This window comes from Zobellia laminariae, assembly GCF_030553095.1.
In the GTDB taxonomy this organism is placed as follows: domain Bacteria; phylum Bacteroidota; class Bacteroidia; order Flavobacteriales; family Flavobacteriaceae; genus Zobellia; species Zobellia laminariae.
Window position 1 is genome coordinate 4,040,788 of record NZ_CP130738.1, and the last position, 16,702, is coordinate 4,057,489.

A 16,702-nucleotide genomic window follows, 5' to 3' on the forward strand; every position below is an offset into this window, starting at 1 on the left:
AAAATGAAATATAACGAACGAGTTAAAGGCCGTTCAGCTTAATAAAAATAATATGGCAATAGTTATAACGGATGAATGTATTAATTGCGGAGCATGTGAGCCGGAATGTCCGAACACTGCAATTTATGAAGGAGCAGATGAGTGGCGTTACAATGATGGCACCTCTTTAGAAGGGGATGTTGTGCTTCCTAATGGTAAGGCTGTGAATGCAGACGAGGTACAAGAACCTATTAGTGATGAAATTTATTACATTTCACCAGATAAGTGTACAGAATGTATGGGCTTTCATGAAGAACCACAGTGTGCGGCGGTATGCCCAGTAGACTGTTGTGTTCCAGATGAGGATCATGTAGAGTCCGAAGAAACCTTATTGGCTAAGCAAAAATTCATGCATCCTGACGGTTAGGATATCAAAATAATTTTTCAGTCGAAAGACATTGAATAAAAACCCGGGCATGGCTCGGGTTTTTTGTTTCCCTATTTTGGTTGTTTATTCAAGGATTTAGAAGCTGTCGTAACATATATAAGTCTCATATAAACCAAAAGTGTCTTTACTCTAATATAATTTTGTGTGGACTCATTTATGCAATGAGTATATATGCCAGTATTCATAGAAATAAATTCTTATAACCAAAGCCAAACACTTTGAATATTCTATTTTGAATTATCTGAATAAAAAAAGCTGCCTTATTACAGGCAGCTTTAGCTAAAACAAAAATACACTTAAACTCAAATCTTAGAACTTATAGTTCAACGATAAGTTAAACATTGTTCCTAATTGACTAAAATGGTAACCATCATAAGTCATTTGAGAATATCTTTGGTTGAAAGTAATTAAGTTAGATTGGTTTTGAACCTGCGCTGGGTCAGCAAGAATGGCATTACCTGCAGCGTTTTTAGATTGAAAACTCCACTCAGGCAACACATCAAATATATTATTGACATTTAATGCAATCGTAAATTTTTCAGTCGCATTAAAATTGATTCCCAAGTCGGTTACAACGTTTGGTGTAAACTCAGTAAATAAATTCTCGTCTAAACCTTGTTGTTGGAATTTAGTCTTTCCGAAATACGTATTATTCAAAGAGAAACCGAATTTATTGATATCGTAGTTAATTCCAAAAATCCATTTTGTTTCCGGACGCGAAGTAAAGAACAAAGCTTCTTGAGTACCGTTAACTACAGACTGACCTGAATTTGCTACTAAATCAATATCCTTAACAGGGCCATTAAGTTCATTTTGAATCGTATAGTTTCCTGATAAATTTAAATCTAGACTACCTGCTCCAAGCGCAATACCTTTGTAGGCAAGAACAACATCTACACCAGAAGTTTTTGTATCAATAGCGTTAGAGAAAAAGCTAACATCACTTAAATTATTGCTTGCTAAAAGAATATCTAATGGGTTAGTAGGATCTCCACTACCTCCAATTTCATTTCCTAATACAATTCTATCTTCTACAGCAATATTGTAGTAATCAAAAGTATAGCTTAATTTATTACCTAATTTACCGCCAAAACCAATGGTGAAGTTGGTAGACGTTTCAGCATCTAATGACGGTATGCCTAAAAGCTTAGCTTGTGTAGATACGTTATTAATTAAACCGCCCACTTGAATACCTTGTCCTTAAGACAAAACTATACTGCGCTTTTTGCGTATATATTTGGTGTAGAGTAGGAGCTCTAAATCCTGAAGAAATAGAACCTCTTAAGGTAAAAGCGTCGGCTACTTTATAACGTGTACTAAATTTGTATACGAATGCATTACCAAAATCAGAATAGTTTTCTGTTCTAATAGTACCACTTAATAGGAAGGCATCTGTTACATCGTAATCTAAGCTCAAGTAACCACCAATATTATAACGGTTAAATTTACCTGAATTTTGAGGAGAAGCACCAGCAAATGAATCTGCACCACCACCATCGTAAGAAGCTAATTCTCCTTCTATAATTTCAAAAGTTTCAGTTCTAAACTCTGCACCAAAACCAATACTCACTCTGTCAGAAAGTAATCTAGAAATGTCAATGTTACCTACATTATGTGAAAATCTAGTTCCATAAGGGTTAAATGATTGTTGACTGTTTTCTCTATATAATTCAGCACCTTCGGAAATTTCACCATCATCAACAGAACCATTACCGTCAGCATCAACCCAGGTAGATGGAGAGTAAACTACGTTTCTATTATGAGTGTCGTTTACTTTGTATGTTTGAGTATTTCCACCAGTCGTAAAACTTGCATCAATATTCCAATCATTAATGGTTGATTTGAAACCGATTGTTCCGTTGTAATCACTCAACTCACCTTCAAAAGTAGGAACATAACCATCATAACCTCCAGCTGTGTTTGGATTGTTTCCAGGAAAAAATCTGCTAAATAAGGGTAATCATCTACAGTTCTCCAATATGGCGTTCTGTAATTAGCAAAACTATTAACAGCTTTGTAAACATATGCGGCATTTGCATAAAGAGAAGTGTTGTCGCTTAATTCATATCCTAAGTTTACAGAAAATTTTGCTGCAGCTGTTTCAGGAGAGCCATTTATGTTTCCAGCATCTGGTCTTCGTGATAAAAATTCTTGTACATCTGCAATGTCAGCTCCAAAATCGGCAGCCTCACCGCCAGCATCTACGGTGCCTGGTCTATTTGATTGGTTTACTTTAGATAAATCAACCGTGTAGTTAACAAAACCTTTGTCATCACCAATAGAACTACCATTGTTTAGGGCTACGCCAAACATTTCGCCATCACCTTCTGAAGTAATTCCTGTACGAATTGTAGCAGAACCTTCATTAGGGGTGTCTTTTAAGATAATATTCATTACACCTGCAATTGCATCTGAACCGTATTGAGCAGAAGCACCATCTCTTAATATCTCTACTCTTTTTATTGCATCTGTAGGTATCGCAGAAATATCCGCACCTGTTTCACCACGTCCTGGAGAGGTTTGAGTATAAAGCAAGGCGCTTAAGTTTTTACGTTTACCGTTAATTAGAATCAAAGTTCTACTTGGTCCCATGTTACGGATTTCATAAGGATCTAGTAAAGAAGTTGCATCGTTTACTGGTGTTTGAACCGTATTAAATGATGGAATTCTGTATTGCAAAGCTTTGTCAAAAGTTGCTTGACCCGTAGAAGTCAATTCTTTTACGCCAACAACATCAACTGGTAAAGGCGTATCAGCATTACTTCTAGGAGCAGTTCTAGAACCTACTACTACAAACTCTTCTAATTGTACACCTTCACTTAGTGAAACGTTAACAACAGATTTACCTGACACCTTTTTTTCCTTGGTAGGAAAGCCGATGTAGCTAAATACCAATGTCGCATCTGCTGCTGCATCAATAGTATAATTACCATCAAAATCAGATGTAGTTCCATTGGTCGTACCTTTTTCGACAACGTTAACACCTGCTAATGGATTACCATCTTGATCTTTAATATTACCAGTTATTGACTGCTGTAATATGGATAAATCTTTAACTGTACTATATTTTAAAGTATTAAGAGAGAGTTTATTTAGTTTAACTTTCTCCGCTTTTTTGTGGTAAACCACGTAATAGTTGTTGCCTAAATACTCAAAATCAAAACTTGTTTTGCTTTCAAGTTTGTTTATAATTTTATTGAGCTTACTATATCTATACTCTTCAGGATCTAAATTTTCTCCGGATATTAGACTAGCATTATAAGTAAAATAAACATTATGCTTTTTGCTTATATCAGTAAGAAAATCGGACAGAGCAACATTCTCTTCCACTTCCATGGTAATGTTGTTTTCTGATGCCTGAACCTGCACAGTTCCTATTGCTAGGCTTGCAGTTAACAGTGTTTTCATAATAGTTTTTCTCATAATAATCATTTAATTTTTAGTTAGTTCTTAAATATTAGTAGTCTTTTGTCTTTAACGACAATTCTAGTCCCAGTCGATTTTTCTATTGCTGACAAACAAATTTTGAGATTTTGATTAGGGATACCCCCGGTTAGTTTTTGGTCTTTAAGTTCTTCGTCAATGAATTCTGTTTTCATTCCATATGCCTGTTCTACATTTTTCATAACCTCATATACTGATGTGTTATTGAAAATATAAGTTCCTTCGCGCCATAAAGAGTATGAAAGGTCTTGGGTTACTTTGTCATGTGTTATTTCTTTATCTTCTTTAGAGTAAGAAACCAACTCACCCGGTATCATTTTTTGAGTAGTACCATCGTCCAATAAAAGTTCTATAGAACCTTCATCTAAAAGAACACCGGTCTTATTATCTCTTGTACTTACATGGAACTGTGTTCCAAAGACTTCAACTTTTAAATCTTTCGTATTTACCCAAAATTTAGCTTTGGTAGATGGTATAGATTTTACTTTAAAATAAGCTTCTCCTGATAAGTTTATATTACGTGGGGATGTTTTGTCGTATGAAATTTCAGAATTTCCGTTTAAAACAACAGAAGTACCATCAGGTAATTTTAAATCAATGATTTCACCAAATACCGTTTTATGGGTTACTGTGGTATCAGTAGGTAAAAAACTATAACCGAAGGTTACCATGAGGACTAAAACAGCAGTAATTGCTATATATTTAACTGCCTTTGAGGTGGTTTTTTTACTTTTGGAATCTTTTTTTCTGGTTCTAGCTGAGCTAGTACATGGCTAAGTTCCCTTTCAATTTTACTTTCAGAAATTTTCGCATTATCAAACTGAATTCCTAGAATTATAGCTTTGGCGTTAAATACGGTTTCTATTTTATCCGAGTGCTTCTCAATCCAATTGTTCCAGAAGGCTACATCGTTTTGATTTTGGTTCTTGGCCCAATTCACAAACGAAATATCGTCTATCAGAATTTCTAAAAGGGAAAGGTTTTTTTTACTCATAAAAATGGTCTTCATTAATAAAGAGACCATCTTTTATTATTTATACCCTATTTTTTTTTTAAGTTTTTTTTAAAACAGCAGATATTTCATGGTCTAGTATCTCGCTTCGCAACTTGGTAAATGCTTTTTGTAACGTATTTAATACACTTTGATAGGAGATATCCATCACCTCTGCTGTGTCCTTAATAGATAGCCCACTGTAGTATTTTAAATACACTACTTCCCGTTGCCTTGTAGATAGGGAGTTGAGTAGGATTACTAGGGTAGTGTTCTTTGTGTTGCTTATTTCTTGTTCAATTTTTAATTCTTCGGGTGAAAATCCAAAGGATTGACTAGACTCTAAACTTTCTTCAAAAGAAGTAAAGAGGCGTTCTTTTTTAAGACTTTTTAAGACAGCTCTTCTGAATGATACAAATAAATAGGATTTTACATTATTAACTTCGCCTAAATTTCTTCTATTTTTATGTAAGTAAATAAAAAAGCTTTGGAGACAATCTTCAGTAATAAATTGATCAGAAGATATTTTCAAACCATAACTATATAATTGTGAATAGTAGGTTTTGAATAATGAAGAAAAGGCATTTTTATCACCTTCAATAAATAATTGCCACAAAGGTTTTTCAGAAGAAGTGTTCATATTCTATATCTGTCCAGACCATAAATATATATAATCATTATTAAAATTATGTTAAATGAAATAATAAAATCAGCAAACATAACAATTAATTAAATATGTGGCAATGATACACTTATTTAACTGAGTATAATTTAAAGATAATTGGGAAGGTTAAAAAGAGAAGATTTGGTGCGATAAGTGAGAGACAGAGTTTTATTAAAAATACCAATTCAAAAAGTTATCTTTGCAGCCTATTTTAGAGGACCTTTTAAATTTATTCAAACTTTAATTACAATTTTCAAGATGAAAGCAGGTATTGTAGGATTGCCAAATGTAGGAAAATCAACTCTTTTCAATTGTCTTTCCAATGCTAAAGCACAAAGCGCCAATTTTCCTTTTTGCACAATAGAGCCTAATATAGGAGTGGTAAATGTTCCGGATGCTCGATTGCAAAAACTAGAGACTTTGGTAGACCCAGAACGCGTTTTACCTGCAACGGTTGAAATCGTTGATATTGCTGGTTTGGTAAAAGGAGCTAGTAAAGGCGAAGGATTAGGTAATCAGTTTTTGGGAAATATTCGTGAAACCGACGCTATTTTGCATGTTTTACGTTGTTTTAATGATGATAATATTATTCACGTAGATGGTTCTGTTGACCCAATTAGGGACAAAGAGACCATTGATATGGAATTGCAGCTAAAAGATTTAGAAACAGTAGATAAAAAACTGGACAAAGTAAAACGTGCTGCTAAAACGGGTAATAAAGAAGCCCAAAAAGAAGAAGCCGTTCTTTTAAAGTTAAAAACGGGCTTAGAAGCGGGTACATCAGTTCGTGCTATTGAATTGTCCAAAGAAGATAGAGAAGAATTTGTAAAGCCTTTACAGTTTATTACAGATAAACCTGTAATGTACGTTTGTAATGTAGATGAAGATGCTGCAGCAACAGGAAACGAATATGTAGAAAGGGTAAAGGCTGCTGTAGCTCAGGAAAATGCAGAAGTAGTTGTTCTAGCAGTGGGTACAGAAGCAGATATTACTGAATTAGAAACTTACGAAGAGCGTCAAATGTTTTTGGAAGATCTTGGTTTAGAAGAACCAAGGTTCGGCTAAATTAATACGTGGTGCTTACAAATTATTGAATTTAGAAACGTATTTCACAGCTGGTGTAAAGGAAGTACGTGCTTGGACTATTCCTGTTGGTGCTACTGCCCCACAGGCGGCTGGTGTAATTCATACTGATTTTGAGAAAGGCTTTATTCGTGCCGAGGTTATCGCTTATAATGACTATGTAGAATTTGGTAGTGAGTCTAAGGTAAAAGAAGCTGGTAAAATGCGTGTGGAGGGTAAAGAGTACATTGTTAAAGATGGCGATGTAATGCACTTTAGATTCAACGTATAGTATTTAATATAGCTATGACTATTTGTTAAGTTGGTAGCAAAATAATATTTGAAGACCACATGAGTATATCTTATGTGGTCTTTATTTATAAATAGGCTTCCTGTTTATAAAAGAAATCAACATCATTTTAGGATAAGCCTATTTATGGTTAAATTCACAATTCTAAAAAACACTCTAGTAAATTGAAGAATTTTATAGATGAATTGAACGATGCCCAAAGAGCACCCGTTCTACATAAAGATGGACCGTTAATGGTTATCGCCGGAGCCGGGTCAGGGAAAACCAGGGTTCTTACTTATCGGATTGCGTATTTAATGCAACAAGGTGTTGATCCTTTCAATATTCTGGCGTTAACGTTTACCAATAAGGCAGCACGTGAAATGAAAGAGCGTATTGCCAAGATAGCGGGTAGATCGGAGACTAAAAACCTTTGGATGGGTACATTCCACTCCGTTTTTGCCAAGTTGCTAAGGTTTGATGGCGATAAACTGGGTTTTCCTAGTAATTTCACTATTTACGATACGCAAGATTCGCAACGGCTGCTGGCTTCCATTATTAAGGAAATGGGTCTAGATAAAGATATTTATAAGTACAAACAGGTACAAAATCGTATCTCGTCATTTAAAAACAGTTTAATAACTGTTAAAGCTTATTTGAAAGATCCTGATTTGGTAGAGGCAGATGCTATGGCCAAAAAACCCAGAATGGGAGAGATATACCAAAACTATGTAGATCGCTGTTTTAAAGCGGGCGCTATGGATTTTGATGACCTTTTACTTCGTACTAACGAACTTTTAAATCGTTTTCCTGAAGTATTGGCCAAGTACCAAGATAGGTTCCGATATATTTTGGTTGATGAGTACCAAGATACAAACCACTCGCAATACCTTATAGTGAAGGCACTAGCAGATCGTTTTCATAACATTTGTGTGGTGGGAGATGATGCGCAGAGTATTTATTCGTTTCGTGGGGCGAATATTAGTAACATATTAAACTTTCAGAAAGATTATGATAATGTGGGCATGTATCGCCTAGAACAGAATTATAGGTCTACAAGAAATATAGTAAATGCGGCAAACTCAATTATCGCAAAAAACAAAGAGCAGCTAGAGAAAATAGTTTGGACGTCGAACGATGATGGTTCTAGCATAAAAATACATCGTAGTACAACTGATGCCGAAGAAGGTAGGTTTGTGGCTGGTTCTATTTGGGACCACAAGATGAACGAGCAATTGGGTAACGGTGAATTTGCTATACTCTATCGTACCAACTCGCAATCACGTGCTATGGAGGACGCGCTACGAAAGCGTGATATTCCTTACCGTATTTACGGTGGACTTTCTTTTTATCAGCGAAAAGAAATAAAGGATGTATTGAGTTATTTGCGATTGGTCATTAATCCTAAAGATGAAGAAGCTCTTAAGCGTATTATCAATTTTCCGGCAAGGGGTATCGGTCAAACTACTTTAGACAAGTTAACGGTTGCCGCCAATCATTATAACCGTTCCATTTTTGAGGTGATTCAAAACCTTGATAAAATTAACCTGAAAATAAATGCTGGTACGCAACGAAAGTTGCAGGACTTTACTACCATGATTCAAAGTTTTCAGATTATGAACGAAACTGCCGATGCTTTTGTAATGGCGGAGCATGTGGCCAAGAAGTCGGGTATTCTTTTAGAGTTTAAAAAAGATGGAACTCCCGAAGGTATTGGCAAAATGGAGAATATCGAAGAGCTACTCAACGGTATTAAAGATTTTGTAGAGGGACAGATGGAAATTGCCGACGCTACAGGAAGCATTGGTGAATTTCTTGAAGATGTGGCATTGGCAACAGATTTGGATAATGATAAAGGTGATGATGACCGTGTTGCTCTTATGACCATTCACTTAGCTAAAGGTCTTGAATTCCCATACGTTTATATCGTAGGTATGGAAGAAGATTTATTCCCTTCCGGAATGAGTATGAACACGCGAAGCGAACTGGAGGAGGAGCGAAGGTTATTCTACGTGGCGCTTACACGTGCTGAGAAACAGGCATATCTTACCTATACTCAAAATAGATACCGATGGGGTAAGTTGATAGACGCAGAACCTAGTCGGTTTTTAGAGGAAATAGATGAGAAATATGTAGAAAATCTCACACCAATTGATACAGGTTACCGATATAAGCCACTTGTAGATAATGATATTTTTGGAGAGATTGATAAAAGTAGGTTGCGGCAGGGTAAACCAACTAAAGGAACACCACCGCCTAGCGGTAAAAAACCTAATGAAGGTCAACTCAGAAAACTAAGGAAATTAAAGCCAGAACTTGCTACTCCTATTGGGAATACCAATGAGGTAGACCCAAATTTAGCTGAGGGTAGTATCATTAATCATACTCGTTTTGGCCGTGGAAAAGTAATTAAAATAGAAGGCGTAGGGAATGACCGAAAAGCGGAAATTCAGTTTGTAAAAGGGGATATTAAAAAGCTATTGCTTCGTTTTGCGAAGTTAGAGGTCATTTCATAAGACTGGTTTTAGAATATATTTTATCTTTTCTTCTGAAGTTACTTTTATTTTATCAGCTATTAGAAATAGTAATTACTTTTATGTAAAAGTGTATATATTAGAAATTGATTAGTTTAAAACTATGGCGGAATTTATTAAAATATACGAAGAGAATCCAAACCCTAAAGAAATAAAGCGGGTAGTGGATGTTTTGCGAAAAGGTGGTTTGGTTATTTATCCAACAGATACTGTTTACGGTTTGGGTTGTGATATAACTAACTCGCGAGCGTTGGAAAAGATAGCCCGCATCAAAGGTATAAAATTAGCCAAGGCTAATTTTTCTTTTATCTGTGCAGATTTAAGTAACCTCTCCGACTATGTTCGGCAAATAGATACGGCTACTTTTAAAATACTCAAAAGGGCGCTGCTAGGACCGTACACTTTTATTCTTCCCGGTAATACAAACCTGCCTAAGGACTTTAAAAAAAAGAAGACTGTAGGAATTAGAGTTCCGGCTAACGCTATAGCACAAGCGCTCGTAGAAGGTCTCGGAAACCCTATTGTATCAACTTCTATACATGATGAAGATGATTTACTGGAATATACCACAGATCCGGAACTTATTTTTGAAAAGTGGGAAAACTTAGTGGATATTGTTATTGATGGTGGTTATGGAGATAACGTAGCCTCAACAGTAATTGACCTATCTAATGGGGAGCCCCTAGTTATTAGAGAAGGTAAAGGAGATATTGATATTTTCTAAAAGAAAGTAAAATCTCGGAAATATGAGAATTGAACATAAAAAAACCGCAACTTATAAAGTTGCGGTTTTTATTTATGCTATAGTTACTGCTTAGTTGTTGATAGCAGGATCATCCATACCTTCTTCGATCATACTGTAGAACTGATCAATTTTAGGAAGAACAACAATACGAGTTCTTCTGTTTTTAGATTTTTCAGTTGTAGAAACAGGAACATACTCTGATCTACCAGCTGCAGTCATACGCTTAGGATCAACATTGTAATCATTTTGTAAAATTCTAACTACTGCTGTAGCACGTTTTACACTTAAATCCCAGTTGTCCAAAAGAACACCATGTCTTCCGTAAGGTACATCATCAGTGTGGCCTTCTACCATAAATTCAAAATCTGGTTTGTTGTTTACAACCTGTGCAACTTTACCAAGAATTTCTTTTGCTCTGCTAGTAACGTTGTAGCTACCACTGCTAAACAATAGTTTATCAGATATAGAAACAAAAACAACACCTTTTTCAACGCTAATTTGGATGTCTTCGTCATCTAGGTTACCCAAAACACCTTTTAAGCTCTGTACTAAAGAAAGGTTTACAGAATCTCTTCTAGTGATGGCATCTTGTAATTTACGTATCGTAAGATCTTTTTCTTGTAAGCTTTCCAAAGATTTTTCAAGATTCTCGGCACCTTTTGAAGTTAAGGTAGTCAAGTTCCCCATGTTATTAATCAACTCTTGATTGTTAGCTTTTAAAAATGCGTTTTGATCCTGTAATGTTTTAAGTCTAGAACCAGTAGTGGCCTTTTCTTCTAAACAATCGTTCAATTTAACCGTTGCGGAATTTAAAAGATCTTGCGCTTCTTTATGTTTTGATTCTAAATCAGTATACTTCTTTTGTGATACACACGAAGACAACAACATGGTCACTCCTAAACAGCCTAAAATTAATTTTTTCATAATGAGAGTTACTAAGTATTTAATGATTGTTATTTGATTTTTTAACTAATGTCAATAAGAGACAAAATTAGATAATCGCCAAAGGTAGTATTTGTAAAATTAGTTAATGTTTTACTAAATCGTTAAAATTCTTTACATGATGTACGAAATGCTGCCATACAATGGACTTCGTATAGTAGTATTTTTGGATAAAATTGGCTTTTTCCCTCCTTTTGTACATTTTTCTAAAATGCCTATAGAAGCTTAAATGTGCCCTTAAAATTGCTAAGCAATGTCTAAATCTAAATTGAAAGATAAACCGAATTGCTGCAATCCCATCAAGCAGTAGACGAAGCATAATAATCGTCAATGCTTTTCTTCTTGGTAAATTCTTAGTAATGGAGAAAAGAGAGTTTCTAAAATTCAGATACGTTTTCTTAGGATTCATATTACTAAGGGTTGAACCTCCCAGGTGATACACTTTAGAAGTGCCTACATAGAACACCTTATGACCATTGTTTTTGGCTCTCCAACATAAATCAACTTCTTATGGTGTGCAAAATAATGTTCGTCAAATCCATTTAGTTCCCAGTAGACTTCCTTTTTAATAAACATGCATGCGCCTGTTGCCCAAAAAATCTCGGTAATATCATCATACTGTCCGTTATCCTTTTCAAGATCTTGAAATATACGTCCTCTACAAAAAGGATAGCCTAATTGATCTATAAATCCTCCGCCTGCTCCTGCATATTCAAAATAATCCGGACGCATTAGATCCATAATTTTTGGCTGTACAATAGCAACTTCTTTGTTTTCGGAAAAGACTTTTATAATGGGGGTAACCAACCTCCGGTTACTTCTATATCGGAATTTAGAAGACAATAAATATCGGCATCTATACTTTTAAGTCCATCATTATATCCTTTTGTGAAGCCGCCATTTTCGCTATTCTGAACAATCTTGACGGAAGGATAATTGGTTTTGATAAAAGCAACTGAATTATCTGTGGAAGCATTATCAACAACGTAGATTTCTGCGTCACCAGAGTGTTGCACAACAGAGGGCAGATATCTTTCAAGAAGTACCTCTCCATTCCAATTTAATATGACGACAGCAATACGCAAAACGATCGCAAATTAACGGCTAAAATCAGGAATATCCCTTAGAAACGTGTATTTTTCTGAAGTAAAATCCATTTTGCAATAAAAATGGTCAAGTCCATTGGTTACCATCAGATAATCGGCCTTTAATTCAAGGTTGTAGCGTGCTATTTGGTCAAAAGTAGTTTGATCTATATTTATTTGGGGAGCTTTGCATTCTACCAAGATGTGAATACTGCCGTCCGAATTAAAAACAACAATATCGTATCTTTTCTTAATATCGTTTATAACCAATTGCTTCTCAACGTTTACCAAACTTTTTGGATAGCTTTTTTCTTCTAGCAAATAATTGACTACATGTTGCCTTACCCATTCTTCGGGTTGCAGTACAACAAACTTTTTGCGTATACTGTCAAAAATGCGCACGTTATTTTCGCTACTTTTGAGACGGAATTTATACTCCGGAAAATTAAGGGGTACCATTTAGCAAATTTGATGATTTTTTTTGGATGGATGAAGCAAAACAAATAGTTACCGATATTAAAAACGGCAAAATCAAACCCATATATTTTTTATTTGGGGAAGAGCCCTATTATATTGATGCCATTGCCTCTTACATTGAGAAAAAACTACTTGCCGAAGAAGAAAAGGGGTTTAACCAAATGGTGCTTTATGGAAAAGACGTTACCATAGACGATATTGTTGCCAACGCAAAGCGATATCCAATGATGGCAGAACGCCAAGTAGTTATTGTTAAGGAAGCACAACATCTTATTAGGACTATAGATAACCTAACGTCTTATGTAGACAATCCACAGATGTCTACCGTATTAGTGGTTTGCTATAAATACAAAAAACTAGACAAGCGTAAGAAGTTGTATAAGTCTGTTCAAAAGGCGGGAGTTCTTTTTGAAAGCAAAAAAATGTATGATAATCAGGTCTCTGATTGGATTAGAAAAAATCTACAGAATAGGGGGTATAGTATATCTCACAAAGCAGCTATTTTGCTAACCGAGTATTTAGGCACGGATTTAAGCCGTATCAATAATGAACTGGAAAAATTGCAGTTAGTATTACCTAAGCAGAGCGAGATTACACCGGCGGATATAGAAGCCCATATAGGCATAAGTAAGGACTATAATAATTTTGAGCTTAAAAAGGCTATTGGAGAAAGAGATGTGCTGAAGGCAACCCGTATTATTAATTATTTTTCTCAGAACCCCAAGGATAATCCTTTTGTGCTCACCGTAACTTTGTTGCATTCGTTCTTTACGCAACTTTTACAATATCACGGTTTAAAAGATCATTCTCCTAAGAGCGTAGCAAGTGCACTGCGGATTAACCCATATTTTGTTAGTGAGTTTCAGACAGCAGCCCGTAACTACCCTATGAAAAAGGTTAGTGGTGTTATATCTTCTCTTCGCGAAATGGATTTGAAAGGGAAAGGTGTTGGGGCTAACGTTAATTCGCAAGCGGACCTTTTAAAAGAACTCTTGGTAAAAATTATCTAAATTATCTTTTATCTACACTGTATTTTCCCGGCCCCAAAAGGATTATAGCTACAAAGATGACGAAATAAATAAGTGCTAGTTCTTTCTTTTGAAATGGGTCAGCTCCGTGTACCATAAATGCTGCGATACCCATAGTAATAGCAGCAGGAATAGCTGCTAATATGGTCTTGAAACCAAAGATGATTAAGATTGGACAAACGAATTCTGCTAGTACAGCTAAAAATAAAGAAGGTGTTGAGCCAATACCAATGGGGTCGGCAAATTCCGCATCGTTAATCAACATTTGCAATTTTCCATACCCGTGAACGGCCATCATTGCAGACGCTGCGATTCGTAATAAGGCTAAACCAATATCTTTTAAAAGTGTGTTGGACATCTATTTTTGAGTTTACTTTAATTATAAAAGTATTCTTTTTTATGAAGTTGCCCAAATGCATTTCAAAGAAATAAACCCATAGGTATATAAATTATTACGGCAAAGCCGTTTTGTTATATACTGATGGGTTTGATACCTAATTAGTTAACGTATTTCCGGGAAGCTTTCTGGGTCTAATTCATTCATGATGTTATATACCTTTTCAAAAACATCTTCCGCATTCGGTTTTGAAAAGTAATCTCCATCAGTACCATAAGCAGGTCTGTGTGCTTGTGAAGTAAGTGTCTGTGGAGCAGAATCTAAATATGCATATGCTCCTTGTTTCTCAATGATTTCGTTAAGCAAGTAAGCTGAACATCCACCGGGAACATCTTCGTCTATTACAAGTAATCTATTTGTTTTCTTAATACTCTTTAAAGTGTCATGGTGCACATCAAAAGGCAATAAGGTCTGTGCATCTATTACTTCAGCATCAATACCTACTTCTTTTAGTTCTTCTGCGGCCTGTGATACAATTCTAAGTGTAGAGCCATAAGATACCAATGTAATATCGGTTCCCTCTTTAATCGTTTCAACTTTGCCAATTGGCGTACAGAATTCTCCTAAATTAGTAGGTTTTTGTTCTTTCAGCCTATAGCCATTCAAACTTTCGATTACTAAAGCGGGTTCATCGGTTTTTAAAAGGGTATTGTAAAAGCCAGCCGCTTGTGTCATGTTTCTAGGTGATAAAATATACATACCACGTAAAGAGTGAATTAAAGTTCCCATTGGAGAGCCTGAATGCCAAATACCTTCTAGCCGGTGACCTCTTGTTCTTACAATCAATGGTGCTTTTTGTTTCCCAGCAGTACGGTACCTTAAACAAGCTACATCATCCGTTAAAGTAGATAGTGCGTAAAAAATATAATCTAGATATTGAATTTCAGCAATTGGGCGAAGCCCTCTCATTGCCATTCCTGTGCCTTGTCCAATAATGGTAGTTTCCCTTATACCGGTATCGGCTACTCTAATCTTACCATATTTATCCTGCAGTCCTTCAAGTCCTTGATTAACATCTCCTATAGCGCCACTATCCTCACCAAAAACTAAGCTGTTTGGGTATTTTTCAAAAATTTTATCAAAATTATCTCGCAGAATAACACGGCCATCAACATTTTCAGTAGTGTCTGCGTATTCCGGTTTTACTTCCGCAACGCTTAAAGCGCCTGTAGGTCCGTCATTGTATAAATTAGCACTATATAATGGTTGCGTTTCTTTTAGGAATGTATTGGTCCATTGTAAAAGATCTTGTTTCTCAGGAAATGACTCTCCAATCAAGTATCTAAGTGCTTTATGGAGCTTACAGCCAAATCTTTTTTAATAGGTTCTTCTATAGCAATAAGGTCGTTTTTAACCTTAACGATAAAGTTTTTGTTTTGACTTTTTAGTGAAGCGTTATCCAATAGCACCACCAATTTTTTCTTAAGTGCTTTGTGATTTTCTAAATATTCGGACCAAGCCTCTCTTTTTGCAGAGCGAACTTCCCTAACAATATTCTTTTCAATTACTTTTAGTTCCTCGTCTGTGGTGATGCCTGTTTCCAGAATCCACTCACGAAATCGTTTGTTGCAATCGTTTTCTTTTTCCCAGTCCAGTCTTTCTTCATTCTTATAACGTTCGTGAGAACCAGAAGAGGAATGACCTTGTGGTTGGGTAAGTTCTGTTACGTGAATAATAACAGGCGCATGTTCGTCCCTAGCTATATCTGCAGCATTTTCGTAAGCATGCATAAGGGCGGTATAATCCCATCCCTTAACTTTGAATATTTCGTAACCGTTCTGTTCTTCGGTACGTTTAAAGCCACTAAGAATTTCTGAAATATCTTCTTTTGTAGTATGGAATTTTGCGGGTACAGAAATACCATATTCATCATCCCAAATACTTATTACCATAGGCACTTGAAGCACTCCTGCAGCATTAATTGTTTCTAAAAACATGCCTTCGCTAGTACTGGCGTTACCAATAGTGCCCCAAGCAACTTCGTTCCCTTTATTAGAGAATTTAGTAGCGTCTAAACCATTTAGGTTTCTATATACTTTAGAAGCTTGCGCAAGACCTAATAGTCTAGGCATCTGGCCAGCAGTACAAGAAATATCTGCACTACTGTTTTTTTGGTTCATTAGATTCTTCCAACTCCCGTCTTCATTAAGACTATGAGTTATGTAGTGGCCACCCATTTGGCGACCTGCACTCATAGGTTCCTTTTCTATATCTGTAGTGGCATAAAGCCCATGAAACATGTCTTTTGGAGTCAAAAGCCCTAAGGCCATCATAAAAGTCTGATCTCGGTAATAACCGCTTCTGAAGTCCCCATCTTTAAAAGATCGAGCCTTGCCAATTGAGGCAGTTCTTTTCCATCTCCAAAGATTCCAAATTTTGCCTTTCCGGTCAAAACTTCCTTTCTACCCAGTAGACTACATGTTCTACTGAGAACAGCAATTTTGTAATCGCTTATGATTTGGGTTTTGAAATCATCAAACGTAATATCGTTACTTGTTTTAGGCGAAGTATCCATTTAAGCTTTACGAGTTTTTACAAAAATAACAAACTAGAAGCATTTTTACAATGCTTGCAGAACATACTTGATCAAAATATATTTAAAAAAGAACGGAAATCA

At 35.8% G+C, this 16,702-nt stretch carries 10 protein-coding genes and 4 pseudogenes; 5 read left to right on the forward strand and 9 right to left on the reverse strand.

Annotated elements, in window-relative coordinates:
- The first annotated feature begins 52 nt into the window (after positions 1-52).
- Complete coding sequence (locus Q5W13_RS19405; RefSeq protein WP_155596270.1) at positions 53-406, forward strand: 4Fe-4S dicluster domain-containing protein; 354 nt, start codon at positions 53-55, stop codon at positions 404-406.
- Between the two features lie 330 nt (positions 407-736).
- Here Q5W13_RS19405 and Q5W13_RS19410 read toward each other — a convergent pair.
- The 4 genes and pseudogenes from Q5W13_RS19410 to Q5W13_RS19425 form a co-directional block, all read right to left on the reverse strand.
- Positions 737-3,469: pseudogene (locus tag Q5W13_RS19410) on the reverse strand (TonB-dependent receptor).
- A 401-nt stretch (positions 3,470-3,870) separates the two neighbouring features.
- Positions 3,871-4,542 carry a FecR family protein gene (locus Q5W13_RS19415; protein ID WP_304444141.1) on the reverse strand — a complete coding sequence of 224 codons (672 nt, stop codon included), beginning with the start codon at positions 4,540-4,542 and terminating at the stop codon, positions 3,871-3,873.
- A gap of 23 nt (positions 4,543-4,565) precedes the next feature.
- Positions 4,566-4,865, reverse strand: a complete 300-nt coding sequence (locus Q5W13_RS19420; protein WP_304444142.1) for a hypothetical protein — start codon at positions 4,863-4,865, stop codon at positions 4,566-4,568.
- Positions 4,866-4,923: 58 nt separating this feature from the next.
- Positions 4,924-5,502: an RNA polymerase sigma factor gene (locus Q5W13_RS19425; protein ID WP_155596272.1), complete on the reverse strand. Its 579-nt coding sequence runs from the start codon at positions 5,500-5,502 to the stop codon at positions 4,924-4,926.
- A gap of 282 nt (positions 5,503-5,784) precedes the next feature.
- Here Q5W13_RS19425 and ychF point away from each other — a divergent pair.
- The 3 genes and pseudogenes from ychF (at position 5,785) to Q5W13_RS19440 (ending at position 10,135) form a co-directional block, all read left to right on the forward strand.
- Positions 5,785-6,880, forward strand: a pseudogene (ychF, locus tag Q5W13_RS19430) (redox-regulated ATPase YchF).
- Positions 6,881-7,131: 251 nt separating this feature from the next.
- Positions 7,132-9,393: an ATP-dependent helicase gene (locus tag Q5W13_RS19435; protein ID WP_446001952.1), complete on the forward strand. Its 2,262-nt coding sequence runs from the start codon at positions 7,132-7,134 to the stop codon at positions 9,391-9,393.
- Positions 9,394-9,514: 121 nt separating this feature from the next.
- Positions 9,515-10,135, forward strand: coding sequence for an L-threonylcarbamoyladenylate synthase (locus Q5W13_RS19440; protein WP_304444143.1), 621 nt, complete (start codon positions 9,515-9,517; stop codon positions 10,133-10,135).
- A gap of 90 nt (positions 10,136-10,225) precedes the next feature.
- On the opposite strand, the gene Q5W13_RS19445 is transcribed toward Q5W13_RS19440, so the two are convergent.
- The 3 genes and pseudogenes from Q5W13_RS19445 to Q5W13_RS19455 form a co-directional block, all read right to left on the reverse strand.
- Complete coding sequence (locus Q5W13_RS19445) at positions 10,226-11,080, reverse strand: OmpA/MotB family protein (protein WP_155596276.1); 855 nt, start codon at positions 11,078-11,080, stop codon at positions 10,226-10,228.
- A gap of 103 nt (positions 11,081-11,183) precedes the next feature.
- Positions 11,184-12,183 (reverse strand): annotated as a pseudogene (locus Q5W13_RS19450) (glycosyltransferase family 2 protein).
- A 12-nt stretch (positions 12,184-12,195) separates the two neighbouring features.
- Entirely contained in the window at positions 12,196-12,642 is a 447-nt protein-coding gene (locus Q5W13_RS19455) for a type I restriction enzyme HsdR N-terminal domain-containing protein (protein WP_155596278.1), read from the reverse strand.
- A gap of 26 nt (positions 12,643-12,668) precedes the next feature.
- Between Q5W13_RS19455 and holA the strand changes: the two genes are divergently transcribed.
- Positions 12,669-13,670, forward strand: a complete 1,002-nt coding sequence (gene holA, locus Q5W13_RS19460; RefSeq protein ID WP_304444144.1) for a DNA polymerase III subunit delta — start codon at positions 12,669-12,671, stop codon at positions 13,668-13,670.
- 1 nt (position 13,671) lies between these two features.
- On the opposite strand, the gene Q5W13_RS19465 is transcribed toward holA, so the two are convergent.
- Both Q5W13_RS19465 and Q5W13_RS19470 read right to left on the reverse strand, forming a co-directional pair.
- Positions 13,672-14,046, reverse strand: coding sequence for a DoxX family protein (locus tag Q5W13_RS19465; protein ID WP_304444145.1), 375 nt, complete (start codon positions 14,044-14,046; stop codon positions 13,672-13,674).
- Positions 14,047-14,190: 144 nt separating this feature from the next.
- A pseudogene (locus Q5W13_RS19470) lies at positions 14,191-16,600 on the reverse strand (alpha-ketoacid dehydrogenase subunit alpha/beta).
- Positions 16,601-16,702 lie beyond the last annotated feature (102 nt).

Coding starts and splice junctions, on each gene's coding strand:
- Q5W13_RS19405 (WP_155596270.1), top strand. CDS start 53: ATGGCAATAGTTATAACGGATGAATGTATTAATTGCGGAGCATGTGAG.
- Q5W13_RS19415 (WP_304444141.1), bottom strand. CDS start 4,542: ATGGTAACCTTCGGTTATAGTTTTTTACCTACTGATACCACAGTAACC.
- Q5W13_RS19420 (WP_304444142.1), bottom strand. CDS start 4,865: ATGAGTAAAAAAAACCTTTCCCTTTTAGAAATTCTGATAGACGATATT.
- Q5W13_RS19425 (WP_155596272.1), bottom strand. CDS start 5,502: ATGAACACTTCTTCTGAAAAACCTTTGTGGCAATTATTTATTGAAGGT.
- Q5W13_RS19435 (WP_446001952.1), top strand. CDS start 7,132: ATGGTTATCGCCGGAGCCGGGTCAGGGAAAACCAGGGTTCTTACTTAT.
- Q5W13_RS19440 (WP_304444143.1), top strand. CDS start 9,515: ATGGCGGAATTTATTAAAATATACGAAGAGAATCCAAACCCTAAAGAA.
- Q5W13_RS19445 (WP_155596276.1), bottom strand. CDS start 11,080: ATGAAAAAATTAATTTTAGGCTGTTTAGGAGTGACCATGTTGTTGTCT.
- Q5W13_RS19455 (WP_155596278.1), bottom strand. CDS start 12,642: ATGGTACCCCTTAATTTTCCGGAGTATAAATTCCGTCTCAAAAGTAGC.
- holA (WP_304444144.1), top strand. CDS start 12,669: ATGGATGAAGCAAAACAAATAGTTACCGATATTAAAAACGGCAAAATC.
- Q5W13_RS19465 (WP_304444145.1), bottom strand. CDS start 14,046: ATGTCCAACACACTTTTAAAAGATATTGGTTTAGCCTTATTACGAATC.